Annotated in this window: 20 protein-coding genes; 11 read left to right on the top strand and 9 right to left on the bottom strand. The window is 68.3% G+C overall.

Features of this window, described 5'->3' with window-relative positions; all coding sequences use genetic code 11:
- Positions 1–51: 51 nt before the first annotated feature.
- The 4 genes from HWX09_RS25950 to HWX09_RS25935 form a co-directional block, all read right to left on the bottom strand.
- Positions 52–1,221 (bottom strand): MFS transporter, encoded by a 1,170-nt coding sequence (locus tag HWX09_RS25950; RefSeq protein WP_027783664.1) that lies wholly within the window; start codon positions 1,219–1,221, stop codon positions 52–54.
- A gap of 221 nt (positions 1,222–1,442) precedes the next feature.
- Positions 1,443–2,192, bottom strand: a complete 750-nt coding sequence (gene bluB / locus HWX09_RS25945; RefSeq protein ID WP_027783665.1) for a 5,6-dimethylbenzimidazole synthase — start codon at positions 2,190–2,192, stop codon at positions 1,443–1,445.
- Positions 2,193–2,364: 172 nt separating this feature from the next.
- Positions 2,365–3,363: a 2-hydroxyacid dehydrogenase gene (locus HWX09_RS25940; RefSeq protein ID WP_027783666.1), complete on the bottom strand. Its 999-nt coding sequence runs from the start codon at positions 3,361–3,363 to the stop codon at positions 2,365–2,367.
- A 30-nt stretch (positions 3,364–3,393) separates the two neighbouring features.
- Complete coding sequence (locus tag HWX09_RS25935) at positions 3,394–4,377, bottom strand: LysR family transcriptional regulator (protein ID WP_027783667.1); 984 nt, start codon at positions 4,375–4,377, stop codon at positions 3,394–3,396.
- A 750-nt stretch (positions 4,378–5,127) separates the two neighbouring features.
- Between HWX09_RS25935 and HWX09_RS25930 the strand changes: the two genes are divergently transcribed.
- Positions 5,128–6,339: an alanine--glyoxylate aminotransferase family protein gene (locus HWX09_RS25930; RefSeq protein ID WP_027783668.1), complete on the top strand. Its 1,212-nt coding sequence runs from the start codon at positions 5,128–5,130 to the stop codon at positions 6,337–6,339.
- A gap of 27 nt (positions 6,340–6,366) precedes the next feature.
- On the opposite strand, the gene HWX09_RS25925 is transcribed toward HWX09_RS25930, so the two are convergent.
- Entirely contained in the window at positions 6,367–7,302 is a 936-nt protein-coding gene (locus HWX09_RS25925) for an AraC family transcriptional regulator (protein ID WP_027783669.1), read from the bottom strand.
- A gap of 134 nt (positions 7,303–7,436) precedes the next feature.
- Here HWX09_RS25925 and HWX09_RS25920 point away from each other — a divergent pair, with 134 nt between their 5' ends.
- The 3 genes from HWX09_RS25920 (at position 7,437) to HWX09_RS25910 (ending at position 9,711) form a co-directional block, all read left to right on the top strand.
- The gene (locus HWX09_RS25920; protein WP_027783670.1) at positions 7,437–8,327 is read left to right on the top strand and encodes an EamA family transporter; all 891 of its coding nucleotides are present in this window, start codon (positions 7,437–7,439) and stop codon (positions 8,325–8,327) included.
- 115 nt (positions 8,328–8,442) lie between these two features.
- Complete coding sequence (locus HWX09_RS25915) at positions 8,443–9,108, top strand: hypothetical protein (RefSeq protein ID WP_027783671.1); 666 nt, start codon at positions 8,443–8,445, stop codon at positions 9,106–9,108.
- A 9-nt stretch (positions 9,109–9,117) separates the two neighbouring features.
- Positions 9,118–9,711, top strand: coding sequence for an RES family NAD+ phosphorylase (locus tag HWX09_RS25910; RefSeq protein ID WP_027783672.1), 594 nt, complete (start codon positions 9,118–9,120; stop codon positions 9,709–9,711).
- 36 nt (positions 9,712–9,747) lie between these two features.
- On the opposite strand, the gene HWX09_RS25905 is transcribed toward HWX09_RS25910, so the two are convergent.
- Positions 9,748–10,962, bottom strand: a complete 1,215-nt coding sequence (locus HWX09_RS25905; RefSeq protein WP_027783673.1) for an MFS transporter — start codon at positions 10,960–10,962, stop codon at positions 9,748–9,750.
- A 336-nt stretch (positions 10,963–11,298) separates the two neighbouring features.
- Here HWX09_RS25905 and xdhA point away from each other — a divergent pair, with 336 nt between their 5' ends.
- The 4 genes from xdhA to HWX09_RS25885 all read left to right on the top strand — a co-directional run bounded on the left by xdhA (position 11,299) and on the right by HWX09_RS25885 (position 16,481).
- Positions 11,299–12,909 (top strand): xanthine dehydrogenase small subunit, encoded by a 1,611-nt coding sequence (xdhA, locus tag HWX09_RS25900; RefSeq protein WP_027783674.1) that lies wholly within the window; start codon positions 11,299–11,301, stop codon positions 12,907–12,909.
- A gap of 18 nt (positions 12,910–12,927) precedes the next feature.
- The gene (gene xdhB / locus HWX09_RS25895; protein ID WP_027783675.1) at positions 12,928–15,291 is read left to right on the top strand and encodes a xanthine dehydrogenase molybdopterin binding subunit; all 2,364 of its coding nucleotides are present in this window, start codon (positions 12,928–12,930) and stop codon (positions 15,289–15,291) included.
- Positions 15,292–15,360: 69 nt separating this feature from the next.
- Positions 15,361–15,978, top strand: coding sequence for a xanthine dehydrogenase accessory protein XdhC (gene xdhC, locus HWX09_RS25890; RefSeq protein ID WP_027783676.1), 618 nt, complete (start codon positions 15,361–15,363; stop codon positions 15,976–15,978).
- 101 nt (positions 15,979–16,079) lie between these two features.
- On the top strand, positions 16,080–16,481 hold the full coding sequence (locus HWX09_RS25885) for a polyketide cyclase (RefSeq protein WP_027783677.1): 402 nt from the start codon (positions 16,080–16,082) through the stop codon (positions 16,479–16,481).
- Positions 16,482–16,527: 46 nt separating this feature from the next.
- Here HWX09_RS25885 and HWX09_RS25880 read toward each other — a convergent pair whose 3' ends face one another.
- The 3 genes from HWX09_RS25880 to HWX09_RS25870 all read right to left on the bottom strand — a co-directional run bounded on the left by HWX09_RS25880 (position 16,528) and on the right by HWX09_RS25870 (position 20,004).
- Positions 16,528–17,475 (bottom strand): LysR family transcriptional regulator, encoded by a 948-nt coding sequence (locus HWX09_RS25880; RefSeq protein ID WP_027783678.1) that lies wholly within the window; start codon positions 17,473–17,475, stop codon positions 16,528–16,530.
- Positions 17,476–17,828: 353 nt separating this feature from the next.
- Positions 17,829–18,467, bottom strand: coding sequence for a 2-hydroxychromene-2-carboxylate isomerase (locus HWX09_RS25875; RefSeq protein WP_027783679.1), 639 nt, complete (start codon positions 18,465–18,467; stop codon positions 17,829–17,831).
- A 94-nt stretch (positions 18,468–18,561) separates the two neighbouring features.
- Complete coding sequence (locus tag HWX09_RS25870) at positions 18,562–20,004, bottom strand: TAXI family TRAP transporter solute-binding subunit (protein ID WP_027783680.1); 1,443 nt, start codon at positions 20,002–20,004, stop codon at positions 18,562–18,564.
- Between the two features lie 437 nt (positions 20,005–20,441).
- Between HWX09_RS25870 and HWX09_RS25865 the strand changes: the two genes are divergently transcribed.
- From HWX09_RS25865 to HWX09_RS25855, 3 genes are all read left to right on the top strand, one after another.
- Entirely contained in the window at positions 20,442–20,807 is a 366-nt protein-coding gene (locus HWX09_RS25865; RefSeq protein WP_027783681.1) for a BON domain-containing protein, read from the top strand.
- Positions 20,808–20,942: 135 nt separating this feature from the next.
- Positions 20,943–23,033 carry a D-(-)-3-hydroxybutyrate oligomer hydrolase gene (locus HWX09_RS25860; RefSeq protein WP_027783682.1) on the top strand — a complete coding sequence of 697 codons (2,091 nt, stop codon included), beginning with the start codon at positions 20,943–20,945 and terminating at the stop codon, positions 23,031–23,033.
- Positions 23,034–23,644: 611 nt separating this feature from the next.
- Positions 23,645–25,480: a peptidase S1 gene (locus tag HWX09_RS25855; protein WP_027783683.1), complete on the top strand. Its 1,836-nt coding sequence runs from the start codon at positions 23,645–23,647 to the stop codon at positions 25,478–25,480.
- Positions 25,481–25,613 lie beyond the last annotated feature (133 nt).

Here is a 25,613-nt window from a genome sequence, read left to right as displayed (position 1 = left end):
GCCGTCACACTTGAATGGAGTTGTGTACGCAACGATCGCGGCAGGGTTGCGTTACACGTATTCGGTCGGCACGGCCACCGGGCGGCGTTCGAGCGACGCCGACCACAGCGTGAGCGCGAGCGCCGCGACGGCCATCGCGACGCCGACCCACGGCAGGTTCACGAGCGACACGCCGGAGCCGATCGCCATTCCGCCGAGCCACGCGCCGGTCGCGTTGCCGAGGTTGAACGCGCCCTGGTTCAGCGTCGACGCGAGGTTCGGCGCGTCGCTCGCGCGATCGACGATCATGATCTGCAGCGGCGGCACGATCGCGAACGCGAGGATGCCCCACACGAAAATCGTCGCGAGCGCGGCGAACGGCAGATGCATCGTGCCCGCGAACAGCGCGAGGACGATGCCGATCAGCGCGAGCGTCGCGATCAGCGAAGGCATCCGGCGCCAGTCGGCGAGCTTGCCGCCGAGCGTGCCGCCGACCGTCAGCCCCAGGCCGAACAGCAGCAGCACGTAGGTGACCTGCCGCGGCGAGAAGCCCGTCACGTCCTCGAGGATCGGCGTGATGTACGTGAACACGCTGAACAGGCTCGCGGATGCGAGCACGCTGATGCCGAGCACCATCAGCACCTGCGGGTGCTTCAGCACGCTGAATTCGCGCGTGATGCTGGTGTCGGGCATCGCGAGGTTTTTCGGCAGGCACACCGCGAGCGCGGCGGCCGCGGCGAGGCCGATGCCGGTGACGGCCCAGAACGTCGCGCGCCAGCCGAACGCCTGGCCGAGCGCGGTGCCGAGCGGCACGCCGAGCACGTTCGCGAGCGTGAGGCCGGTGAACATCAGCGCGATCGCCTGCGCGCGGCGGTTCGGCGCGACGAGGTTGCTCGCGACCACCGAGCCGATGCCGAAGAACGCACCGTGGCAGAACGCGGTGACGACGCGCGCGGCCATCAGCACCGCATAGCCGGGCGCGATCGCGCAGAACAGGTTGCCGGCGATGAACAGCCCGATCAGGCCCATCAGCGCACGCTTGCGCGGCATCTTCGCGGTGACGATCGCGAGGATCGGTGCGCCGATCGTCACGCCGAGCGCGTAGCCCGATACGAGCATCCCGGCGGCCGGAATCGACACGCCGAGATCGCGCGCGACGTTCGGCAGCAGACCCATGATCACGAATTCGGTGGTACCGATTCCAAATGCGGCGACGGCAAGGGCGAAAAGAGGCAAGGGCATCGCGGTAGGCTCGGAAAAGATGTCGCTCGAGCCAGGCGCAGGATGCGCGGGACGGGCGGTCGGTCAGGCGAACGTCAGCCGCGATTCTACTTCAGTGAAAACCCCTATGCTTGGGGCCAAAACGGTTGTTGCCGGCGTGCGACGGGATGGCAGGCGGGAAGCTCACAGTGTGGGATATGCAGCGATTCAGCGCCGGAATGACGACGGCTGCTAGCCGTGGATCAGACGATGCGTTCGGATGACCTGTCGGGCATGGCGTCCGACGGGGTTCCCGTTTGGGCGTCCGGAGCCGTATCCGACGGCACGGCAGCCGAAGCGGCCGCGTCGATCGCCGCCGGATCGTCCCAGCCGTTCTCGAACAGGCAGGCTTCGATCGGCATGCGCGCGGCCCAGCGTTCTTCCTCGAGCATCGGCTTCGCATAGAACGCATCGACGTGCCCGACGCACAGCACGGCGATCGGCTTCGCGCCGTCGGGCATCCGCAGCAGCGTGCGCAGCGCATCGACGTCGAACAGCGACACCCAGCCCATCCCGAGGCCTTCCGCGCGCGCCGCGAGCCACATGTTCTGGATCGCGCACGCAGTGGATGCCAGATCCATCTCCGGCAGCGTGCGGCGGCCGAACACATGGCGCTCGCGGCCGTCGGCGAGCGCGACGACCAGGAGCTCGCCGCATTCGCGCACGCCCTCGACCTTCAGCCGCATGAATTCGTCCTGGCGCTCGCCGAGCGCGTCGGCGGTCGCGCGGCGCTCGGCCTCGACCAGTGCGTGAATGGCGGTGCGCAAGGCGGGATCGCTGATGCGGATGAAGCGCCACGGCTGCATGAAGCCGACGCTCGGTGCGTGGTGCGCCGCGCGCAGCAGTCGCGCGAGCACGGCCGGATCGACGGGCGCCGGCGTGAAGTGGCGCATGTCGCGCCGTTCGAAGATGGCGCGGTAGACGGCGGCGAGGTCGGAATCGTCGAAACGCATGAGCGGCAAAGGCAGGGAAGGACGTCGGCGCAACGATATCAGACGGCGCGCACGAAACGTTACTTCATTCGAAACAATGCACTGAATTGTTGACGAGATAGGGTACGGTGCACGGCAACAACCACAAGCAAACGATTGCGGATGCGCCGCGGGGCATCAAACGGGCTGTTTCTCAGCGATTTGCCGCCACGACGTTCTGCGGAGCGCCCGCATGCCACGCCTCGATGTTCAGCAGCGTCGTGTGCGCGATCTCGGCCAGCGCCTCGCGCGTGAAGAATGCCTGGTGCGACGTGACGATCACGTTCGGGAACGTCAGCAGGCGCGCGAGCACGTCGTCCTGCAGCGGCAGGTCGGAGTGATCCTCGAAGAAAAGCCCGCTTTCCTCTTCGTAGACGTCGAGCCCCAGATGGCCCAGCTGGCCGCTCTTGAGCGCGTCGACCAGCGCCTGCGCATCGACGAGGCCGCCGCGCCCCGTGTTGATCAGCATCGCGCCGTGCTTCATCCGCGCGAGCGTTCGTTCGTTGATCAGGTGGTGTGTCGACGGCAGCAGCGGGCAATGCAGGCTGACGATGTCGGCGTGATGCAGCAGCTCGTCGAGCTCGACGTAGCGCGCGCCGAACGCGATCAGCTCGTCGTTGTACGGCGGCACCGAGTGCGCGAGCACGTGCATCCCGAAGCCCATCATGATCTTCGCGAACACGCTGCCGATGATGCCGGTGCCGATCACGCCGACGGTCTTGCCGTGCAGGTCGAAGCCGAGCAGGCCGTTCAGCGAGAAATCGCCTTCGCGCGTGCGTGCGACGGCGCGCGGCAGGCGGCGGTTGAGCGCGAGGATCAGCGCGACCGCATGCTCGGCGACCGCATGCGGCGAATACGCGGGCACGCGCACGACCGCGATGCCGAGCCGTTCGGCGGCGGCGAGGTCGACATGGTTGAAGCCCGCCGAGCGCAGCGCGATCAGCCGCGTGCCGCCGTCGGCGAGCCGTTCGAGCACGGCCGCGTCGACGGTGTCGTTGACGAACGGGCAGACGACGTCATAGCCGTGCGCGAGGATCGCCGTTTCCGCGTCGAGGTGCGACGGCTGGAAGTGCAGCCGATAGCCGAACTGCCGGTTGGCGGCGGTGAATGAATCGTCGTCGTACTGCCGGCTGCTGAACAGGATCACGCGCACGCTGCACCTCCACTGGCTGACGCGCGCAGTTTACTGCAGGCCCGTGACGATGTCGGCGTGTTCGGGCCCGCGCCCCGGCCGCAGGAAGCCGTAGTCCGTCCGCTCGCGGGAGGCCGGCGCGCCGAAGTGCTCGAGTGCGTGCTCGACGAAGCTGCGCGTGCGGGCCGGCACGTACTGGCGGTTCGGATAGACGAGCGACAGCTGCGCGTCGGGATCGTCGATCCGGTAGCCGGCCATCAGGCGCACGAGCGTGCCGTGGTTGAGTGCGTCGGCCACGCACGGCTCGGGCAGCACCGCGATGCCGGCGCCGGCCACGGCCGCCGCCTGCACGAGCGCGAGCTGGTTGACCGTGCAGGCCGGGCGCACCGTGACCGAATGGGCGACGCCGTCGTGACCGACCAGTTGCCACGTCGGGGCGTGCTGGTGCGACGCGAGCGTGACCCAGTCGTGACCCGGTAGATCGTCGGGCACGCGCGGCTCGCCGCGGCGGTCGAGATAGGCCGGCGCCGCGCATGCGACGAACGGGTTCGGCGCAAGGGCATGGCCGATCAGCGACGGGTTGCCGTCGAGCCGGGTGCCGGTGACGATGCCGACGTCGTAGCCCGATTCGAGCACGTCGAGCGGCCCTTCGGCGACGGTCAGCTGCACGCGCAGCTCCGGGTAGCGGTGCCGGAAGCTGCTGACGAGCGGCGTCAGCGCCAGCGGCGACATCAGCCCCGACGCGACGACGCGCAGCGTGCCGGCCGGTTCGCGCACCGCATGCGCGACGGACGATTCGAGGTGGTCGAACTCCTCGAGCAGCGCACGGCAACCATCGAGGTAGCGCACGCCGGCCTCGGTGAGCGACAGGTTGCGCGTGGTGCGATGGATCAGCCGTGTGTTCAGGTGGCCCTCGAGCATCGCGATCGAACGCGTGACGAGCGCATTGGACACGCCGAGATGGTGCGCCGCGCGCCGAAAGCTTTGCTGCTCGGCGACGCAGACGAATACACGCATGGTCTGAATCTGGTTCATGGCTGCGTATTTCTGGCCCGGTTGATTGATTTTGGTTGTGATTTATCGCCGCACAACATCGAAAGCGCATTGCGCGGCCCCAGCTCTCCCTCGTATCGAAAATCGAATTTCGATTCCGCAGACGATTGTTCAATACAGAACCTATATCCGTCAACCTGAGAAAATGGGCGGCTTGCGTAAAATCGAAATCGCGAGTACCCGTTTAACGTTGCAATGCAGCAAGGGCGTTCCGGAAAACCGGCGCGGTATTGGGATATGCGTCGAGGAGGCGGATATTTCCTATTTAAATCAATAAGATAGTCGGAAGATCGGCCGGGCGGTGACGCGGCAGTTTCGGAGTCGTTCCCCAATACATGCGGCAATAGTGGATGTTTTTTCCACGTTCGGATTTTGTGTATCGAATTCGCTCCGCGATTTGTATCACGTGGCCGATCCATTTCGTTCGATCCGAGAATCAGGCTGAACCGCCGGTTTCGGCGAATCGCTGCTGATATTGGCGGAGAAAATCATGTGGGCGGAACCCGAATGGAACCGTTTCGGAAGCGGCCGGCAATCCCTTTTCAATCCGGCGGTCATCGCGCGAGCGGGGCGCGGCCGGCTGGCCCGGTCCGGCGACCGGGCCGGCGTCGCGCTGTCCGGACGTGCGTGCCTCTTGCGCGGGGCGGCGGAACGCGGAATGATCGATCAGTTCGCCGTGCCGTGTCGTGCTGCAGGCGTCCGAGCACTTCCTTTCCTCATCTTTTTCCAGCCATGTCCATCGATTATTCGCCGATTCCCTGTCCCGTCGTCGTGCCGCTCGACGCGATCCTGCCCGAAGAACCGCTGCTGATGATGGGGGCCGGCCCGGTTCCGATCCCGGCCGCCGTGGCCAAGGCGAACACGATCGTGATCAACCACCTCGGCGCGACGATGGCGAAGATCATCGAGCAGGTGAAGGAGATGGCGCGCTACGTGTTCCAGACCCGCACGAAGTGGGTGCTCGGCGTCGCGGGCCCAGGCTCGGCCGCGATGGAAATGGCGATCTCGAATCTCGCATGGCGCGGCACGCGCGTGCTGTCGATCCGCAACGGCTTCTTCAGCGCGCGGATGGCCGAGATGGCCACGCGCGTCGGCGCCGACGTCGCGACGCTCGAAGTCGCCGACCGCGCGGTCGCGAGCCTCGACGAGATCGCCGACGCGATCGCGCGCGAGCGGCCCGAGATCGTCACGATCGTGCAGGGCGAGACGTCGAACACCGTCTGGAACCGCGACCTGCGCGACATCGCCGCGCTCGCGAAGGCGGCCGGCGCGCTGGTGGTCGTCGACGCGGTGTGCACGCTGTCGACGATGCCGCTCGAGATGGATGCGTGGGGCATCGACGCGGTGATCACCGGCGGCCAGAAGGGGCTGTCGTCGATTCCCGGCGTGTCGCTGATCGCGTTTTCCGATGCCGCATGGGACCGCATGAAGAATCGCCCCGAGCCGAATGCGCACTGGTGCCTCGACATGGCGCTCGCGGAGAACTTCTGGCACAACGCCGGCTATCACTACACGGCGCCCGTGTCGGGCGTGCTCGCGCTGCACGAGGCGCTGCGGCTCGTCTGCGCGGAGACGCTCGAAAGCCGCTTCGCGCGCCACCTGCGCTGCTCGCTGGCGCTGCAGGCGGGCGTCGAATCGATGGGGCTCAAGCTTTATGCGCCGAAGGACTGCCGGCTCAATTCGGTGGTCGGAATCGAGACGCCGGAGGGGCTCACGCCCGGGATGGTCTGCGGCCATATCTCGAAGCAGTACCAGGTCGAGATCTCGGGTTCGTTCGGCTTGCCGATCGTGCGGATCGGGCAGATGGGCGAGCAGTGCCGCGAACACAACCTGTTCCGCACGCTGCATGCGTTCGGCCGCACGATGGTCGACCTGAAGGTGCCGGTCGACCTGCCGGCCGGCGTCGCCGCGCTGGAGCAGGAACTGTCGCGGCGCGGCGCGTAAGCACGGAAAAGCGGCGAGGGGCCGCGCTCAGCGGCCCTGCATCGCGCGCCGGTACGTATTCGGCGTCGTGCCGTGCGCGTCGCGAAAGCGATGGCTGAAGTGGCCGGCGTTCGCGTAGCCGCAGTCGGCCGCGATCTGCGCGAGCGGCAGCGCCGTCGTGCGCAGCAGCTCGCGGGCCCGGGCGAGCCGTTGCTCGGCCACCCATGCGTGCGGCGCGCGGCCGAACGACAGCCGGAACATCCGCGAGAAATGGTATTCGGACAGCGCGGCGACCTCGGCGAGTTCGCCGAGCGTCAGCGGCTGCGTCAGGTACGTGTCGATGTAGTCGCGCACGCGGCGGCGCACGGCCGGCGCGAGCCCGCCGCGGAACGACGTGTCGGTGCGCGTCGTGCTCTGGCCGCGCAGCAGCAGGCTCAGCACGTCATGGGCGGTTTCGTTCACGCGCAGCCGGTCGTCGGCATCGTCCCAGCCGTCGAGCGCGAGCGAGCGCAGCAGCGCGGCGACGCGCGCATCCTCGAAATAGGTGCGATCGGCGAGCTTCAGTTCGCGCGGTTCGCGATCGAGCTCGCGGATCGCGCGCTGGGTGAAGTGTTCGGGCAGGAAATACAGGTGGATGAAATGCATTTCGCCACGCACCCACCAGCGCGATTCGTGGTCGCCCGGCAATGCGCACAGCAGGCTCGGCGCGCCGTAGCGCGGCACGCGCTGGCGCTCGGTCCGGTAGCCGCCGTCGAGGTAGCACGACAGCGTGTGGTGACCGGGCTGCTCGTACACCGTCTCGCTTTCGTCGGTGATCCGCGTCCATTCGGCGATCGCGAGATGGTCGCCTAGCCACGCGAAGCGCTCGAGCGTCGCGTTCGCGTCGGCGAGCGTACGGCAGACCGATTGCAGGCCGAACGGCAGATCGCCGCCGGCCAGGGCGGCGGCGCGGTCGACGGGCGGGGCGCTGAGGGAGAGGCTCATGATGGGCCGAGTATAAGCGGCCGCGCGACGGCGCGTGCGGCGTCCCGAAAAAGACCGCAATTCCGGACAATCGGCACGCGCGGGGCGGCGGCATAGTCGGGATCCCGATTCACCCGATTTCCCGGATTGCCGCCATGAACCTGTCGCTTTATTTCGTCACCGTGCTGATCTGGGGCACCACCTGGATCGCGATCAAGTGGCAACTCGGCTCGGTGCCGCCGCCCGTGTCGATCGCGTGGCGCTTCTGGCTCGCGGCCGCCGTGCTGTTCGCACTGCTGCGCGTGATGCGGCGCCCGGCGCGCCCGCCGCGCGAAGCGTGGCGCTTTCTCGTCGCACAAGGCTTCGCGCTGTTCTGCCTGAATTTCCTGTGCTTCTACTATGCGGAGCAGGTCGTGCCGAGCGGGCTCGTCGCGGTGATCTTCTCGACCGCGCCGCTGCTGAACTCGATCAACGGCCGGCTGTTCATGGGCCGGCCGCTGCGGCCGTCGGCGATCGCCGGCGCGCTGCTCGGCCTGACCGGCATCGCCTGCCTGTTCTGGCAGCAGATGGCCGGCCATCTCGACGACCACGCGACGTGGATCGGGCTCGCGATCGCGTTCGCCGGCACGATGTGCTTCTCGGCGGGCAACCTGCTGTCGAGCCGGATGCAGTCGATGGGGCTGCACCCGCTCGCGACCAACGGCTGGGCGATGCTGATCGGCGCGGCGATCCTGACCGTCGGCAGCGCGGTGGCCGGGATGCCGTTCACGCTCGACATGAGCCCGCGCTATCTCGGCGCGCTCGTGTACCTGGCCGTGCCGGGCTCGGTGATCGGCTTCACCGCCTACCTGACGCTCGTCGGCCGGATCGGGCCGGAGCGCGCCGCGTACTGCACCGTGCTGTTCCCGATCGTCGCGCTGGCCGTGTCGACGGTGTTCGAGGGCTATCAATGGTCCCCGCTCGCGGTGATCGGGCTGCTGCTAGTGGTGGCCGGCAATCTCGTCGCGTTCGATCTCACGCGTCGGTTGTTTTTGCGGACGGCGTGACGCAATACCGACGGCGATGAGAGCGGCTCGGAAAGCCGATCGAAATGGTTGACTTGGTTGACTTGGTTTCGATTCGGGGCTACGCTTGATCTTCCGGTTGGATCAGGAGGTCAGGATGGTCACGCAAGCTCATGCGCTCGAAGGCGCGGCCGCCGTTCTCGATGTCGAGACGGAGGAGGCGCTGCGCAGCGCGGTCGGCGCCGCGACCATGCTCGGTCCCGAGCGCGCCCGCGCACTGCTCGCGCTGTCGGACGAGCAACTGGGGCACCTGTTCAAGGTGGGCATCGCGCAGGTCATCGATCTGGCCGGCACGATCACCTTCGGTATCGCCGCTGCCGCGACACGCGACAGGAAGCCGTCCGGCCGGCGGAAGCCCGGAGCGGCTGCACGCCCGGATGCCGGCATCGCCGATGTCGAGCGGCAGGTGCAGGCCGAACGGCGCGTGCTGGTTGCCGATGGCCGATTGCTGTCCGCCGCGCAGACGTGGACAGGGCTCGGCATGACGCGGCAGGCGCTGAGCAAGGCGGTCGCGTCGGGGCGTATCTTCGCCGTCGAGGTCGGCGCCGCACAGTACTATCCGGCTTTCTATCTGGCGGGAGACGTCGACCGCAAGACCTTGGGGCGGGTCACGCAGTGTCTCGGCGACTTGCCCGGCTGGAGCAAATGGCAGTTCTTCACGACGCCCAAGGCGTCGCTGGGCAGCGTCACCCCGCTCGTCGCGCTGTCGCGTGGCAAGCTCGACGATGTCGAACGTGCCGCCGCGGCGTTCCGCGAACGCTAGGAGCCGCGCTTGCTGACGGCACCGGGCGAGCATTTCGCGAGCGCGACGCTCGTCATCCGCGAGGTTGCGCCCGCAACGCTGGTGCGCATCTCGCGATATGCGACCGGCGAGCCTTACTTCGGGAAGTCCGGCGGCAATCGCTTCGACGATCCGCGCAAGCGGCGGCGATACGGCACCAGCTATTTCGGCTTTGATCTGCATTGCGCATTCGCCGAGACGGTGCTGCATGACGAAGTCGCCGATCTGACGCTGGGCGGTTTTCCGCTCGTGACGACCGAACTCGATCGCCACGTCCTTTCATTTGACGGCGCGCCGCTGACCGTGGCCGTCCTGCACGGCTTGCCGCTGAAAGACCTCGGGGGTGACGGCGCATTGTCGACCATCGCGCCGTACGACGTTCCGCAACAGTGGTCGCTTGCCGTCCACCGGCATCCCCGTCGCGTCGACGGATTTTTGTACATGTCGCGCCATCTCAACACGTCGGAAGCGCTCGTGCTCTTCGATCGTGCCGCGCCGAAGCTTTCGCTCGGGAGCGCCGTTCCGTTCAGGCGTCATCCCGATGCGGCCCGCGTATTGCGAGACTTCAACGTGCTGCTGCGTTGACGTGCGTTGCGCGTGCACCAACGCGCGTCACGTCTCTCACGCCGCCGCGCCGCTCCCCGCAACACGCGCCTGCCGCTGATACAACACCATCGACAGCGCGACGCCCGCGGCAGCCGCCACCGCCGCGAACAGGAACACCTGCGGATAGCCGAACGCACCGGCCACATAGCCGGCGAGCGGGCCGGTGATGCCGAGCGACAGGTCGAGGAACACCGAATACGCGGACAGCGCCGCGCCGCGGCTCGCGGGCGGCACGAGCGCGACGGCCTCGACGCCGAGCGCCGGGAAGATCAGCGCGAAGCCGAAGCCCGTCAGTGCCGCGCCGACGAGCGCGACGTGCGGCACCGGCGCGAGCCACAACAGCAGCAGGCCCGCGCATTCGAACGCGAACGACACGATCGCGACGCGGAAGCCGCCGTGGGTCTTGATCGTGTTCGCGAACAGCAGGCGCGCGCCGATGAACAGCGTGCCGAACACGGTCAGCGACAGCGCGGCGTTCGGCCAGTGGCGCGCCGCGTAGTACAGCGTGACGAAGGTCGCGATCGAGCCGAAGCCGGCCGAGCCGAGCGCGAGGCCGAGGCCGTGCGGCAGCACGCGCGTGAACACGCTCGCATACGACATCCGCTCGCCGTGCACGAGCGGCACCGAAGCGATCAGGCGGGCGAGGTAGAAGCCGAGCGCGGCCAGCGCGATCACGATCACGCCGATCAGCGCCGGATTCAGCGTATGCGCGATCGCGACGCCCACCGGCGCGCCGAGCGCGAGCGCGCCGTAGGTCGCGATGCCGTTCCACGAGATCACCTTCGCGTTGTGCGCGACGCCGACCCGGCCGATGCCCCACAGGATCGCGCCGGTGCCGCACAGGCTTTCGCCGACGCCGAGCACGAGCCGGCTCGCGATCAGCAGCACGAGGCTCGCGACCGGCCAGTGCGCGAGCAGCAGCGCGACGAGCAGCAGCACGCCCGACACGCCGCAGCCGATCAACCCGCGCAGCACCGTCTGCTTCGGCCCGAGCGTATCGGCGAGGCGCCCGGCGAGCGGCCGCGACGCGAGCGTCGCGAAATACTGGACGCTGATCGCGCCGCCCGCGACGATCGCGGAAAAGCCGAGGTCGTCGTGGACGAAGCCCGGCAGTACCGCGAGCGGCAGGCCGATGGTCAGGTAGCAGATGAACGTGAAGCAGACGACGGACACGATTTGCAGCGTGAGCGCGAACCCGGTGCGCGGCGGTGTGGCGGAATCGGTTGACATGGGGTCGGAACGAATGGCGAATCGAACGGAAAAACGGCGGAAAAGGGAATCGGGATTTTCCCATGGAACCGGTTTTCACGCAGGTACCGTTTAGTTAATCACGCCCCGTTCGGGAAGAGGACTGGCGGTTGCGGGACGCCGGGAACGGACGGAGCGCCCCGTGCGGCAACGGGCGCGGCCGGCCGGGCGTGCATATCGCGGCAGTTATATGAGCCGCATGCGTGATGGGCTATGGGTTGCGGAATTTGACGGTGATAGCGTTCAAACTGTCGGAAAAACGTCGGTCGAGCGCTCCGCGCGGGCCGCCTTGCCCCCAATTTGAAGAAACACCGAGACATGAGTGAGCCGATCCGCTTCTACCATCGTCACGCGATCCGCGAAGTCAGCGGCGCGGACGTGACCCGCACCGTGCTGCAATACCTGCGCGAGGACGCGCATTGCACCGGCACCAAGGAAGGTTGCGCGGAAGGCGATTGCGGCGCGTGCACGGTCGTCGTCGGCGAGCTGACCGATGGCGGCGCGGTCGAGTTCAAGGCCGTCAACGCATGCATCCAGTTCCTGCCGACGCTCGACGGCAAGGCGCTTCTGACGGTCGAGGATCTGCGCCGGCCGGACGGCGCGCTGCATCCGGTGCAGCAGGCGATGGTCGATTGCCACGGTTCGCAATGCGGGTTCTGCACGCCCGGCTTCGTGATGTCGATGTGGGCGCTGTACGAGAAGCACGGCCACGAAGGCTGCGGCAATGCGTGCGCGAAGGCGAAGGACGTGCCGACGCGCACCGAGATCGCCGATGCGCTGACGGGCAACCTGTGCCGCTGCACCGGTTATCGCCCGATCGTCGACGCGGCGGTGCGGATGTTCGGTGTGGCCGGCGAAGGCGCGACCGGCGAAGGCGCGACCGGCGAAGGCGCGACCGGCGAAAGCGCGCCCTCGCCGGCGGTCGACACGGCGGCGCTCGCCCGCACGCTCGCGTCGCTCAAGCGCGACGACACGTTCGACTACACGACGGTCAACGGCGCGCGCTTCGCGGCGCCGCGCACGCTCGACGCGCTGGCCGCGCTGAAGGCCGAGCGTCCCGACGCGCGTATTCTCGCGGGCAGCACCGACATCGGCCTGTGGGTCACCAAGCAGATGCGCCGCCTCGACGATCTGATCTACGTCGGCCAGATCGCCGAACTGCAGCAGATCGTGGACGGCGACGACTGGATCGAGATCGGTGCGGGCGTGACGGTCGAGAAGGCCTATGCGGCGCTCGCCGGCACGTATCCGGAGCTGATCGAGATGTGGAAGCGCTTTGCGTCGCTGCCGATCCGCAACGCGGGCACGATGGGCGGCAACGTCGCCAACGGCTCGCCGATCGGCGATTCGATGCCGGGCCTGATCGCACTCGGCGCGCGCGTCGTGCTGCGCGGCGGCGACACGGTGCGCGAGCTGCCGCTCGAGGCGCTCTACACGGGCTACCAGCAGAAGGACATGGCGCCGCACGAATTCGTCGTCGGCGTGAAGGTGCCGACCCGCACCGGCGCGCGCGAAAAGCTGCAGTTCCGCACGTACAAGCTGTCGAAGCGGTTCGACTCCGATATTTCCGCGGTATGCGCGGCCTTCGCGTTCATCGCGGACGGCGACACGATCCGCGAGCCGCGCATCGCATTCGGCGGGATGGCCGCGACGCCGAAGCGCGCGGCCCAAACGGAAGGCGTGCTCGACGGCGCACAGTGGCACGAAGCCACCGCGCAGGCCGCGATGCAGGCGCTCGAGCGCGACTACCAGCCGCTGTCCGACATGCGCGCGACGAGCACGTATCGCCTCGATACCGCGAAGAACCTGATGTACCGATTCTGGCTGGAGACGCGTCCGCACGACCCGCTGCCGCCGCAGGCGCTGAACGTGCGCGAAGTGGCCGCCGAAGTAGCCGCTGAAAGTGCCCACGACGCGACGCGCGTCTGAAGACGGAGAACATCGAACATGAATCAGCAAGCAGAACCGTTCCTCAGCACCCTCGACCCGCTGGCCGACGCCGCGCAGGTGCACGTGTCGCGCGCGCACGAATCCGCCCACCTGCACGTGAGCGGGCGCGCCACCTACACCGACGACATCCCGATCGTCGCGGGCACGCTGCACGCGGCGCTCGGGTTGTCGGCGAAGCCGCACGCGAGGATCGTGTCGATGAACTTCGACGCGGTGCGCGCGACGCCGGGCGTGGTCGCCGTGTTCACGGCCGACGACATCCCGGGCGTCAACGATTGCGGCCCGATCATCCACGACGATCCGGTGCTCGCGAAGGGCGTCGTGCAGTTCGTCGGCCAGCCGATGTTCATCGTCGTCGCGACGTCGCATGAAACCGCGCGGCTCGCCGCGCGCCGCGCGCAGGTCGACTACGAGGAGCTGCCCGCGATCCTGACCGCGCAGGAAGCGCGCAAGGCCGAAACCTACGTGATCCCGCCGCTGAAGCTCGCGCGCGGCGACGCGGCCGCGCGGCTCGCCGCCGCGCCGCACCGCGAATCGGGCGAGATGCTGCTCGGCGGGCAGGAGCAGTTCTACCTGGAAGGGCAGATCGCGTACGCGGTGCCGAAGGACGACGACGGGATGCACGTGTACTGCTCGACGCAGCACCCGAGCGAGATGCAGCACCTCGTCGCGCACGTGCTCGGCGTCGCGTCGCACAACGTGCTGGTCGAATGCCGCCGGATGGGCGGCGGGTTCGGCGGCAAGGAATCGCAGTCGGGCCTGTTCGCGTGCTGCGCGGCGCTTGCCGCGTGGAAGCTGCTGTGCCCGGTGAAGCTGCGTCCGGACCGCGACGACGACATGATGATCACCGGCAAGCGGCACGACTTCCATTACCGCTTCGACGTCGGCTACGACGACGATGGCCGCATCGACGGCGTCGCACTCGACATGACGTCGCGCTGCGGCTTCTCGGCCGACCTGTCGGGCCCGGTGATGACGCGCGCGGTGTGCCACTTCGACAACGCGTACTGGCTCGGCGACGTCGACATCGCCGGCTACTGCGGCAAGACCAACACGCAGTCGAACACCGCATTCCGCGGCTTCGGCGGCCCGCAGGGCGCGTTCGCGATCGAATACATCCTCGACGACATCGCGCGCGCGCTCGGCCGCGATCCGCTCGACGTGCGCTACGCGAACCTGTACGGCAAGACCGAACGCAATGTGACGCCGTACGGGCAGACGGTCGAGGACAACGTGCTGCAGGAACTGCTCGGCGAACTCGAGACGACGAGCGACTACCGTGCGCGGCGCGCGGGCGTGCGCGCCTTCAACGCGCGCAATCCGGTGCTGAAGAAGGGCATCGCGCTCACGCCGGTGAAGTTCGGCATCGCGTTCAACGTCACGCACTTCAACCAGGCCGGTGCGCTGGTGCACATCTACACCGACGGCTCGGTGCTCGTGAACCACGGCGGCACGGAGATGGGGCAGGGGCTCAACACGAAGGTCGCGCAGGTGGTCGCGCACGAGCTCGGCATCCGCTTCGGCCGGATCCGCGTGACGGCGACGGATACGAGCAAGGTCGCGAACACGTCCGCGACCGCCGCGTCGACGGGCTCGGACCTGAACGGCAAGGCCGCGCAGGATGCGGCGCGCCAGTTGCGCGAGCGGCTCGCGGTGTTCGCGGCGAAGCAGTTCGGCGACGGCACGGTCGATGCGGCCGACGTGAAGTTCGGCAACGACTTCGTGTGGGTCGGCGGCGCGAGCGTGCCGTTCGGCGAAGTGATCGCGAAGGCCTACCTCGCGCGCGTGCAGCTGTGGTCCGACGGCTTCTACGCGACGCCGAAGCTGCACTGGGATCAGTCGAAACTGCAGGGCCGCCCGTTCTACTACTACTCGTACGGCGCGGCCGTGTCGGAAGTCGTGATCGACACGCTGACGGGCGAGATGCGCACGCTGCGCGTCGATGCGCTGCACGACGTGGGCGCGTCGCTGAACCCGGCGCTCGACATCGGCCAGGTCGAAGGCGCGTTCATCCAGGGCATGGGCTGGCTGACGACCGAGGAGCTGTGGTGGAATCAGGGCGGCAAGCTGATGACGCACGCGCCGTCCACGTACAAGATCCCGACCGTGAACGACACGCCGCCCGAGTTCAACGTGCGGCTGTTCCAGAACCGCAACGTCGAGGACAGCATCCACCGCTCGAAGGCCGTCGGCGAACCGCCGCTGCTGCTGCCGTTCTCGGTGTTCTTCGCGGTACGCGATGCGATCGCGGCGGTCGGCGATTACCAGGTGAACCCGCCGCTCGACGCGCCGGCCACCGGCGAGTCGATCCTGCGCGCGATCGGCGCGGTGCGTGCGGCCCGCGCGGGCCAGGCAGGCTGACATGAAACGCTCGTCGCGCTCGCTTCGTTCGTTGCCCGCTCACGGCCGCCCGGCCCGGCGGAGGCCGGCATGACCGGGCCGGCCCAGTCGCCGCGCGCCGTGTCGACCCCGGCGTTCGCGCCAGGCACCGGCCAGCGCAACCGCGCGAGCGGTGCGCCGGCGCCGATGCACATCGTGCTGTTCGGCGCCGGGCACGTCGGCCATGCGCTCGTCACGCTGCTCGGCGCGCTGCCGTGCGTCGTGCAGTGGGTCGATACGCGCGACGAGCTGTTCCCGGACGAATGTCCGCCGAACGTGCAGCCGGAGCCGACGGACACGCCGGAGGCCGTCGTCGACGCGGCGCCCCCCGGCGCGTACTTTCTCGTGATGACGCACAACCATGCGCTCGACTTCTCGCTCGCCGCGCAGATCATGCGGCGGCGCGACTACGCGTACTTCGGGATGATCGGCTCGCGCACCAAGCGCGTGAAGTTCGAGCGCCGGCTCGCCGCGCGCGGCGTCGGTCCGGCGCGGCTCGTCGAGATGGTGTGTCCGATCGGGGTCGCCGGCATCGTCGACAAGGCGCCGGGCGCGATCGCGGTGGCCGTCTGCGCGGAGCTGCTGCAGGCACGCTCGGGCATGCCGGTGGCCGATGTGAAGGCGGCGGCGGCCGGGCGCGCGCGCGACGACGTGTCCTGCGCGCGGTAAACGCCGATGCCGCGCGGCCCGCGCACGGCCGCGCGTTTTTGCATACACTGCACGGCGACGCGCGGCAGCGGGCCGCGCTTGACCTCACCGTGCACGCGCCCATGTCCGATCACTCCGTCTATCTCGACGCGCTCGATGCGAGCGTGGCCGCCATCGAGCGCTGGCTGTCCGGCGTCGATACCGCGCCGGCGGCGCTCGACGCGCTGCTCGCGGCGTTTTCCGCCGACTTCACGATGACCTTGACCGACGGCCGCATGGTCGACCACGACGGCACGCGCGTATTGTTCGCGAAGCTGGCCGGCGCGAAGCCGGGGCTGCGCATCGCGCTGTCGGAGATTCGCGTGCTCGCGGCCGACGCATCGCATGCGGTGATCGCCTATCTCGAAGCGCAGCATGCGGCGTCGGGCGAGTTGCCCGCGCGCCGGGCGACCGCCGTGTTCGCGCGCGACGCGGCCGGCGTCGTGCGCTGGGTCCATCTGCAGGAAACCTTCTGCACGGCCTGAGCGGCCGCGCTGCCTGAACGGTCGCGCTGCGCTCGAGCCGCGCGTTTCAGCGCTTGCGCGTGCGGGCGACCGTCAGCTCGTCGGACACGCTCTGCATCAGCGCGCACAGCCACGCGATGTCGGTCGGCCGATCGGGCTGCGGATGCGTGAGCAGGTAGCTCTTGATGCGCGGGAACGGCACGGGCGGCGTGACGACGACGAGCGGCAGCAGTTGCGCGTAGTGCGTCGCGAAGCGGCGCGTCGTCGTGAAGATCAGGTCCGACTGCAGCAGCACCTGCGGCACGATCCCGAAGTACGGCAGCGTCGTCACGATGCGCCGCGTGAGGCGTGCGCGCGCCAGGCCGATCTCGATCGCGTTGCGCTTGTCGCCGGTGTACGGCGTCGGCGCGACGTGCGCGGCCGACGCATACGCGTCGCGCGTGAGCGGCATGCGGGCGAGCGGATGCGCGTCGCGCATCAGGCACACGATCGTGTCGGAGAACAGGTCCTGGCGCGCGAACTGCGGGTCGGGCTTCGGCCAGTTGCCGATCACGAGATCGAGCGCGCCCGATTCGAGCGCGCCCGCGTGGTCGAGCGCGGGATTCAGCGAATCGATTTCCAGATGGGCATGCGGCGCCGCGTCGCGAAAGCGCTCGATCAGCGTCGGCATGAAGAAATCGTTCAGGTAGTCGGGCGCGGCGACGCGGAACGTGCGCCGCGCGGACGACGGGTCGAAGTCGCCGTGCGGCGTCGCGATGAAATCGACCTCGCGCAGCGCGCGCGAGGCGGCTTCGAGCAGCGACGCGCCGTATTCGGTCGGCACCATGCCGGATTTGCCGCGCACGAGGATCGGGTCGTTCAGCGTCTCGCGCAGCTTGCGCAGCGCGGTGCTGATCGCGGGCTGGGTCTGGTTCAGCCGCAGCGCGGCCTGCGTGACGCTGCGCTCGAGCAGCAGCGTGCGCAACACGCGCACGAGCCAGATGTCGAGCGAGGCGGTACGGTCGTCGTCTTCCATCGATGGGGGTGATTCTAGGGTCTGTTTACATATGGAACGCGCATGCGTTGCCACGAGAACGGCCGCTCGCGAGGCGTGCGACGCCGCGAATACTGACGTATTCGCAAGGAGCACAACGCGGCGAGCGGCCGTTCTCGTGGCAACCCCAAATTAATAAATCCATGTCACGGGAATGCCCGAAATCGCCCGTATGGCGGCGTCGCTCGTCGCTTGTTTGGCGCGGCCAAACGGCGCTCCTCACTCCTTGCCCTACGCGCGATTTCGGGCATTCGCATGCGCGTTCCATATGTAAACAGACCCTAGTGACGCGTAACCTTACCGCAGCCGCGCGTTGCCGTGCGTGATACCGGCCATCACGCGCGGCCCTTCGGCAGCGTGCTGATCCGCTTGACCTCGCGCGATTCGAGCCAGTTCGGCGTGCGCGCGCAGTACAGCACCATCGGCAGCGCGTCCTCGCCCCAGAACAGCTGCTTGTTCATCCAGAAGGTGGGCACGCCGAACACGCCGAGCGCGATCGCGTCGGCCGTGTTGCGGGTCAGCTGCGCGGCGGTTTCCTCGAATTCGATCAGCTCGTCGCCGTGTCCGACGCCGACGCGTTCGCACAGCGCCGCGAAGCCTTCCGGCGTCGACGGATCGTTACCTTCGCGCCAGATGAAGCGGAACATTTCCAGTACCGTCACGATATCGGCGCGCAGCGCGATCGCGAGGCGCAGGACCTTGTCGGAATCGAACGGATGCGCGGGCGGCATCTTGAAGCGGATGCCGAGCTGTTCCGCGCGAAACAGCGCATGCCTGTACGTGAACACGCGCTTGGCCGGCACGTCGGCGCTCGGGCGCTGGCCCCAGTGGCGATGCAGGTCGGGCAGCGAGACGGCGACGGGGTTGAACGGCACGTCCGGCCATTTGTCGTGCTGTTCGAGCAGCAGATACGAGAACGGCGACACGAAGTCGAAGAACCAGGCGGGTTGGGCGGTATCGAGGCCGGTTGTCATGTCGTTCTCCAGAAGGTGGGGCGTGCGGCGCCTGGCGGCGGCCTCCATGTTACGCGGCGGCGCGCGCATGCAGCAATGATCGCGGATCGTTCGCTCACGCGGAACCGGGAGTCGCCCGGGGGGCGTCGCCGCCCGGCGGCGGGTCGGTTTCCGCGCGTGCCGGCGGATGGCCGGCGCCGGGCGGGCCCGCCGACGTATCCGGGTCGTGCGCGGTGAGCCGTTCGCGCACGAAGCCGATGTGCTCGCGCAGCACGTAGAACTGCCCGGCGTAGGCGAGCGGCATCTTCATCCGGTTCACGGCTTCCTCGATGTCGTCGAGCTCGTCGAGCAGCTTGACGCGCTCGTCGGCCGTATGCTCGCCGAGCGCGCTGCGCTCGAGCGCGATCAGCGCGCCGTACCAGCGGTAGATGCGCGAGCGCACGCGCCAGCCGTACAGCGAGGGTACGAGCCGCAGCCCGGGGATCAGCACGACGATCAGCGGCACGACCACCACCAGCAGCCGGTCGACGAGGCTCGCGACCCAGAACGGCATCCGTCGGTACAGGAAGGTCTTGCCCGACTTGTAGTAGCGCGCGGCGTCGTCGGACAGCGGGAAGCCGCGCGTGACGGACGACGGGAATTCGCCCGCGTGCTGCAGGATCGTCGCGTGGCCGTGCACTTCGCGCGCGGCCTCGATCAGCAGGTCGGACAGCGCGGGGTGCAGCGAGTCGCGCGCGACGAGTTCGATCGTCGGCGCGACCGTGTGGATGTCGGCGGGCGGCAGGTTGCGGCCGAGATCGTAGACGCCCATCGGCAGCGTGATCGCGGTCAGGTACGGAAAGCGCCGCGCATACGCCTCGGCCTGCGTGAACGAGTACACGTGCACGCCCGGCGCGCGGAACAGCTTCGCCATGACCGGGATCTGCGTCGAGTCGCCGGACAGGAAGGCGGCGTCGATCTTGCCGTCGAGCAGCGCGGTCGCGGCGTCCTCGCCGGCAGTCGGCAGGAGCTCGGTCGAGCCGCCCGGCACGATCCCGTTCATCTTCAGCAGCGCGAGGCTCAGCTCGCGCGCGCCGCTGCCTTCCGCGCCGAGCGCGAGCCGCTTGCCCTTGAAGTCGGACAGGCGCGCGACGACCGGGCCGCGGTACATGATCGCGAGCGGCACGTAGCCGATGCTGCCGAGCGACACGAGATGCTCGTCGCGCTCCTTCGGGCCGATGCCGCTCTGCACGAAGCCGACGTCGACCGGCGCGTTCGGGTTCGACAGCCGCGCGAGGTTCTGCGCGGAACCTTCTGACGATTGAACGTCGAGCGTGACGCCGTTTTTCGCGAGGATCGTCTTGTATTTCTGGGCGGCGTTCCAGTATGTGCTGCCGGGCGGCCCGGACGAAATCACGAGCGTGGACGGCGGCGCCGGCTGGATCAGCTTCACCGCGAGCCAGACGGCCGCGCCGGCGAGCAGTACGGTCGGGCCGATCGACAACGCGAGGTCGCGCCACGACACCGCGACGAAGCGGGCGAGGATGCGGCGCGGCGGGCGAGGGCGGGCAGGCTTCATGGGATCGGCGGATGACGCTGGCGTGACGCATCGGTGACGGTCGTCACCGGACGATACGGATGCTCGCGGCGATGGTACCCGGTTTCGGCGCGTATGCGCGAGTCGCGCAGGGATTGCACGGCGACACGGCGACACGGCGGCGGCGGGCGCCGTCGCGTCAAAAGCTTTGCGCTTCCGCGGGCGCTGGATTACATTGTGCGACGCAGCCGCGCCCGAATCGCGCGCGACCCGGCACGTCATGAGACCGGGCGCGTCCGGCCGGCGGCTGTCCGGCCCGGCCGGCCCGCTTTCGCGTGCGCCGGCCGCCGGCCCGTGACGCCTCTCTCGTATCGCCGTGGAAAACACCGGCTGTCCCGCCCGTTCGCGCGCGGGCCGGCTGTTTTTGGGGGTATCCGGCCGTACTGTGCACGGCCGTTCCGAAGTGATAAGGAGATAGCATGAAGTCGATCGTGTTGAGAGCGTTGGGTGTCGCCGCCGTGGCGGCCTGTCTGTCGGGCAGCGTGTATGCGCAGTCGAGCGACGCAGCGGCAACGGAAGCGCCGTCGGCCGCGACGAGCGCGCCGAAGGCCGCCGCGAAAACCGCGAAGAAGGCGAACCGCAAGCTCGGCTACGCGGTGCGCAAGGCCATTACGAAGGCAGGCGGCATCGACGTGGCGAACCTCGTCGTGCGTTCGAAGGGCGGCGCGATCTCGCTGGAGGGCACGGTGCCCGACCAGGCACAGATCGACAAGGCGGAAGAGGCAGCCAAGAGCGTGAAGGGCGTGACGTCGGTCACGAACAAGCTGACGGTTCAGCAGCAGTAATGCCGGGCGGCGGCGCGCGAGCGCCGCATGCGCCCGTTTCCAGGCGGGCCCCATGCCGGGGCCCGTTTGCGCTTCAGAAGCCGAACGCCGCGCGCGGCGCGGCGGCGGACCGATAACGATATCGAGGGGGCGGCGATGACGAAGCTCGGGTGGGGCAGGCGGGTGGTGTGTGGGGCGGCGCTGGCCGCGATCGCGATGCTCGGCGCCTGCAACGGCGACGAGTCGGCCGAGCGCAACCGGTTGCCCGGCTTCGTGTCCGGCAGCGTGCGCACGACGGCCTACGACGGCGCGAGCGACGACCTGCTGACGGCCGGCCTCGGCAAGACGGGCCTCGCCGCGGCGAGTGCGCCCGGCTTCGCGAACCCGTCGCGGCCGACGAGCGCCGAATTGCGTCGCCTCGCCATCTGGTCGAACTACCGCGCGCTCGTCGACATGAGCGCGAACGGCGGCTACGGCCGCTTCTGGGGGCCGAACGTCGACCTCGACGGCAACGATACGCTCGGCGAAGGCAAGATCCCCGGCACCGAATATCTCGCGTATGCCGACGACGGCAGCGGCACCAGGAACGTGACGCTGCTCGTGCAGGTGCCCGCCAGCTTCGATCCCGCACAGCCCTGCATCGTCACCGCGACGTCGTCCGGCTCGCGCGGCGTGTACGGCGCGATTTCCGCGGCCGGCGAGTGGGCGCTCAAGCGCGGTTGCGCGGTGGCCTACAACGACAAGGGCGGCGGCAACGGCGCGCACGAGCTCGGCTCCGACACTGTCACGCTGATCGACGGCACGCTTGCCAACGCGGTGCTGGCCGGCACCGCGAGCCTGTTTACCGCGAACGTGACGAGCGGCGATCTCGCCGCGTTCGACGGCCGCTTCCCGAACCGCTATGCGTTCAAGCACGCGCATTCGCAGCAGAATCCCGAGCAGGACTGGGGGCGCGTGACGCTGCAGTCGGTCGAGTTCGCGTACTGGGCGCTCAACGAGCAGTTCGGACCGCTGATCGACGGCGCGCGTCGCGGCGTGCGCTACCGCGCGGGCGACATCACGACGATCGCCGCGTCGGTGAGCAACGGCGGCGGCGCGTCGCTCGCGGCGGCCGAGCAGGACAGCCGCGGCTGGATTACCGCGGCCGTGGTCGGCGAGCCGCAGATCAACGTGCGGATGGCGCCGAATGCGATCGTGCGCACGGGCGGCCAGCCGGTGCCGTCGTTCGGCCGGCCGCTGGCCGATTACGCGACGCTCGCGAACCTGCTGGAACCGTGCGCCGCGGCATCGGCGTCGCTGGCCGGCGCGCCGTACTTGAGCGCGCTACCGGCCGCGACCACGCAGTCGATCCGCACGCAGCGCTGCGCGACGCTCGCCGCGGCCGGGCTGGTGGCGGGCGCCGACACGCAGAGCCAGGCGGCCGACGCGCTCGCGCAGCTCCATGCGGCCGGCTATCTGGCCGATTCCGACCTGCTGCAGGCGCCGATGTGGGATTCGCAGGCGATTCCCGCGATCGCGGTCACCTATGCGAACGCGTACACGCGCTCGCGCGTGACCGACAACCTGTGCAACTTCAGCTTCGCGACGACGAACCCGGCGACCGGCGCGGTCGCGGCGGCCGCCGCGTCGCCGATGCCGGCCGTGTTCGGCGCGGGCAACGGCGTGCCGCCGACGGCCGGCATCAGTCTCGTGTTCAACAACGGCGCGGGCGTCGACCACCGGCTCGCGACGCCCGATGCAAGCTTCGCGGGCGCGCTGTGCCTGCGCCAGCTGTGGACGAACGGGATGCTCGGCATGCCCGCGAACGTCGACGCGGTGCGCGTGAACGCGAACCTGCACGGCAAGCCGGCGATCATCGTGCAGGGCCGCAGCGACGCGCTCGTGCCCGTGAACCACGCGTCGCGCGCGTACGTCGCGCAGAACGGCATCAGCGAGGCCGGGCGCAGCCAGCTGGTGTTCTACGAAGTGACGAACGGCCAGCACTTCGACGCCTTCCTGTCGGTTCCGGGCTTCGACACGCGCTTCGTGCCGGTTCACTACTACAACGTGCAGGCGCTGAATCTGATGTGGAAGCACCTGAAAAGCGGTGCGCCGCTGCCGCCGTCGCAGGTGATCCGCACGGTGCCGCGCGGCGGTACGCCGGGCGCCGCGCCCGCGCTGACGAGCGCGAACCTGCCGCCGATCTCGACCGCGCCGGGCGCGAACGCGATTTCCGCCGGCGTCGGCACGATCGACGTGCCGCTCTGACGGCGCCCGTCGCGCCGCCCCCGACAAGCCGGACAGCCGTCCGGCTTTTTTTGCGTCGTCTGGAATCGGTCCCGCACTGCCTTTTATCCGAATGACGAGCGCTGTAACAAATTATTACTTTACGGCCATAAATCCGGAACCTAATATGCGCCGGTATTTTCACTTAATTTAATAAATTCCAGATACGAGAATATTCCTTTCCATTTAGTTAATCGATCCTTTCGATTTTATTCAATCGGTTCGAGCCGCGGTTGATCGCCGTTTCGCGATTAATCGGTATCTCGCCGACGGGGATCGTTCGTCTGTTCGAAGTGAAGGCGCCTTGGCGGGCGGGCGTCTCGTGGCGTCTCTTTGCCGTCGATTTTGTGCGCATGCGAATTCGCGAAATGCATTCGTATTGCTGCGAACCGTTGAATTGTCGTTTGCAATGGAATTGATTCCATTGTGCAGTTGCAAAAAACATGGGTGGGGTAAATCGTGCCGATCGGTATTCGCCGATCCGGTAAAAAACTCGGAGTGCGTCGCATAACGAATGCATTCCCGGTGCGGAGCGCCGGCGCAAATGATCCTTTGCGACCGGCGGTATTTATCGTTCTGTTCGAGAGGCAATAATGACGACACGCAAGTCCTTGAAAGACGGTTTCGCGCTATTCGGAACGACCTTGAGCGTACCGCTCGCCGCGGCAGCGGCCGCGGCGCTGCTCGTCACGGGGTGCGGCGGCGACGACGGGCCGAGCCCGAACGCGGCCGCCGCCACCGCGGCCGCGACGACCAGCGGCAGCACGTCGGTCAACACCGACGCGACGGCTGCCGCCGCGGCCGACCAGCCGTACGTCGACACCGACGTGTACGGCACCGGGCCGAACGACGCGGTCACGGATTCGACCGAAGGCGCCGCGGTCGTGCACCGCCAGGTCACGATCGGCGGCAAGACGATCAAGTACACGGCCACCACGGGCCACCTGACGACGATCGATCCGATCACGTCGGCGCCGAACGCGAAGATGTTCTACGTCGCGTACACGCAGGACAATCCCGACCCGTCGAAGCCGCGCCCGGTCACGTTCTTCTACAACGGCGGCCCCGGTTCGTCGTCGGTCTACCTGCTGCTCGGCTCGTACGGGCCGAAGCGCCTGCAGTCGTCGTTCCCGAACTTCACGCCGCCCGCGCCGTACAAGCTGCTCGACAACCCGGACAGCCTGCTCGACCGCACCGATATCGTGTTCATCAACCCGGTCGGCACCGGTTACTCGACGGCGATCGCGCCGGCGAAGAACAAGGACTTCTGGGGCACCGACCAGGACGCGCGCTCGATCGACCGCTTCATCCAGCGCTACCTGACCAAGTACTCGCGCTGGAATTCGCCGAAGTTCCTGTACGGCGAGTCGTACGGCACCGCGCGCAGCGCGGTCGTGTCGTGGGTGCTGCACGAGGACGGCATCGACCTGAACGGGATCACGCTGCAGTCGTCGATCCTCGACTACGCGAACGCGCTGTCCGCGCCGGGCACGTTCCCGACGCTCGCGGCCGATGCGTTCTACTGGAAGAAGACGACGGTCAACCCGACGCCGACCGATCTCGACGCGTACATGGTCCAGGCCCGCAACTACGCGGACAACACGCTCGCGCCGCTCGCGCAGAAGCCGAACCCGCAGGACGGCGGCTTCGTGAACGTGCGGCTGAACCTGAACCTGCAGACCGCGCAGCAGATGGGTTCGTACATCGGCACGGACCCGACCTCGCTGATCCAGACCTTCGGCAACCCGGCCGCGCTCGGCAACGTGCCGTCGTCGGACGACAACCCGCCGTACACGTTCTTCCTGACGCTCGTGCCGGGCACGCAGATCGGCCAGTACGACGGTCGCGCGAACTTCACGGGCAAGGGCATCGCGCCGTACATCCTGCCGAACTCGGGCAGCAACGATCCGTCGATCACGAACGTCGGCGGCGCGTACACGGTGCTGTGGAACAGCTACATCAACACCGACCTCAAGTACACGTCGACGTCGTCGTTCGTGGACTTGAACGACCAGGTCTTCAACAACTGGGACTTCAGCCACACGGACCCGACCGGCGCGAACAAGGGCGGCGGCAATACGCTGTACACGGCCGGCGACCTGGCGTCGACGATGAGCGTGAACCCGGACCTGAAGGTGCTGTCGGCGAACGGCTATTTCGACGCCGTCACGCCGTTCCACCAGACGGAGCTGACGCTCGCGCAGATGCCGCTCGATCCGACGCTCAAGGCGCAGAACCTGACAATCAAGAACTACCCGTCGGGCCACATGATCTACCTGAACGACGCGTCGCGGACCGCGCTGAAGGGCGATCTCGCCAACTTCTACGACGGCATCCTCGCGAACCGCACCGCGTTGCAGCGCGTGCTGAAGCTGCAGGCGCGCACGCAGCAGATGAAGCAGCAGAAACTGCAGCAGCAGGGGCAGTAAGCGCCGCGGGCGGCTCGCGCCGCCCCGGATGGACGACAGCCCGATCGGCGCAGGCCGGTCGGGCTGTTTTTCTTGTGCGGCGAGCGATGGGCCGGCACCTCATGCGCCGGACGGGAAGGGGCGTAACCGCGGA

The organism is Burkholderia sp. BCC1208 (genome assembly GCF_902833095.1).
Classification (GTDB): Bacteria; Pseudomonadota; Gammaproteobacteria; order Burkholderiales; family Burkholderiaceae; genus Burkholderia.
This window is presented reverse-complemented; position numbering and strand designations above follow the sequence as displayed.

Bases quoted from the DNA above. Each gene is read 5' to 3' on its own strand.
- HWX09_RS25950 (WP_027783664.1), bottom strand. From the start codon at position 1,221: ATGCCCTTGCCTCTTTTCGCCCTTGCCGTCGCCGCATTTGGAATCGGT.
- bluB (WP_027783665.1), bottom strand. From the start codon at position 2,192: ATGCGTTTCGACGATTCCGACCTCGCCGCCGTCTACCGCGCCATCTTC.
- HWX09_RS25935 (WP_027783667.1), bottom strand. From the start codon at position 4,377: ATGAACCAGATTCAGACCATGCGTGTATTCGTCTGCGTCGCCGAGCAG.
- HWX09_RS25930 (WP_027783668.1), top strand. From the start codon at position 5,128: ATGTCCATCGATTATTCGCCGATTCCCTGTCCCGTCGTCGTGCCGCTC.
- HWX09_RS25925 (WP_027783669.1), bottom strand. From the start codon at position 7,302: ATGAGCCTCTCCCTCAGCGCCCCGCCCGTCGACCGCGCCGCCGCCCTG.
- HWX09_RS25920 (WP_027783670.1), top strand. From the start codon at position 7,437: ATGAACCTGTCGCTTTATTTCGTCACCGTGCTGATCTGGGGCACCACC.
- HWX09_RS25915 (WP_027783671.1), top strand. From the start codon at position 8,443: ATGGTCACGCAAGCTCATGCGCTCGAAGGCGCGGCCGCCGTTCTCGAT.
- HWX09_RS25905 (WP_027783673.1), bottom strand. From the start codon at position 10,962: ATGTCAACCGATTCCGCCACACCGCCGCGCACCGGGTTCGCGCTCACG.
- xdhA (WP_027783674.1), top strand. From the start codon at position 11,299: ATGAGTGAGCCGATCCGCTTCTACCATCGTCACGCGATCCGCGAAGTC.
- xdhB (WP_027783675.1), top strand. From the start codon at position 12,928: ATGAATCAGCAAGCAGAACCGTTCCTCAGCACCCTCGACCCGCTGGCC.
- xdhC (WP_027783676.1), top strand. From the start codon at position 15,361: ATGACCGGGCCGGCCCAGTCGCCGCGCGCCGTGTCGACCCCGGCGTTC.
- HWX09_RS25885 (WP_027783677.1), top strand. From the start codon at position 16,080: ATGTCCGATCACTCCGTCTATCTCGACGCGCTCGATGCGAGCGTGGCC.
- HWX09_RS25880 (WP_027783678.1), bottom strand. From the start codon at position 17,475: ATGGAAGACGACGACCGTACCGCCTCGCTCGACATCTGGCTCGTGCGC.
- HWX09_RS25875 (WP_027783679.1), bottom strand. From the start codon at position 18,467: ATGACAACCGGCCTCGATACCGCCCAACCCGCCTGGTTCTTCGACTTC.
- HWX09_RS25870 (WP_027783680.1), bottom strand. From the start codon at position 20,004: ATGAAGCCTGCCCGCCCTCGCCCGCCGCGCCGCATCCTCGCCCGCTTC.
- HWX09_RS25865 (WP_027783681.1), top strand. From the start codon at position 20,442: ATGAAGTCGATCGTGTTGAGAGCGTTGGGTGTCGCCGCCGTGGCGGCC.
- HWX09_RS25860 (WP_027783682.1), top strand. From the start codon at position 20,943: ATGACGAAGCTCGGGTGGGGCAGGCGGGTGGTGTGTGGGGCGGCGCTG.
- HWX09_RS25855 (WP_027783683.1), top strand. From the start codon at position 23,645: ATGACGACACGCAAGTCCTTGAAAGACGGTTTCGCGCTATTCGGAACG.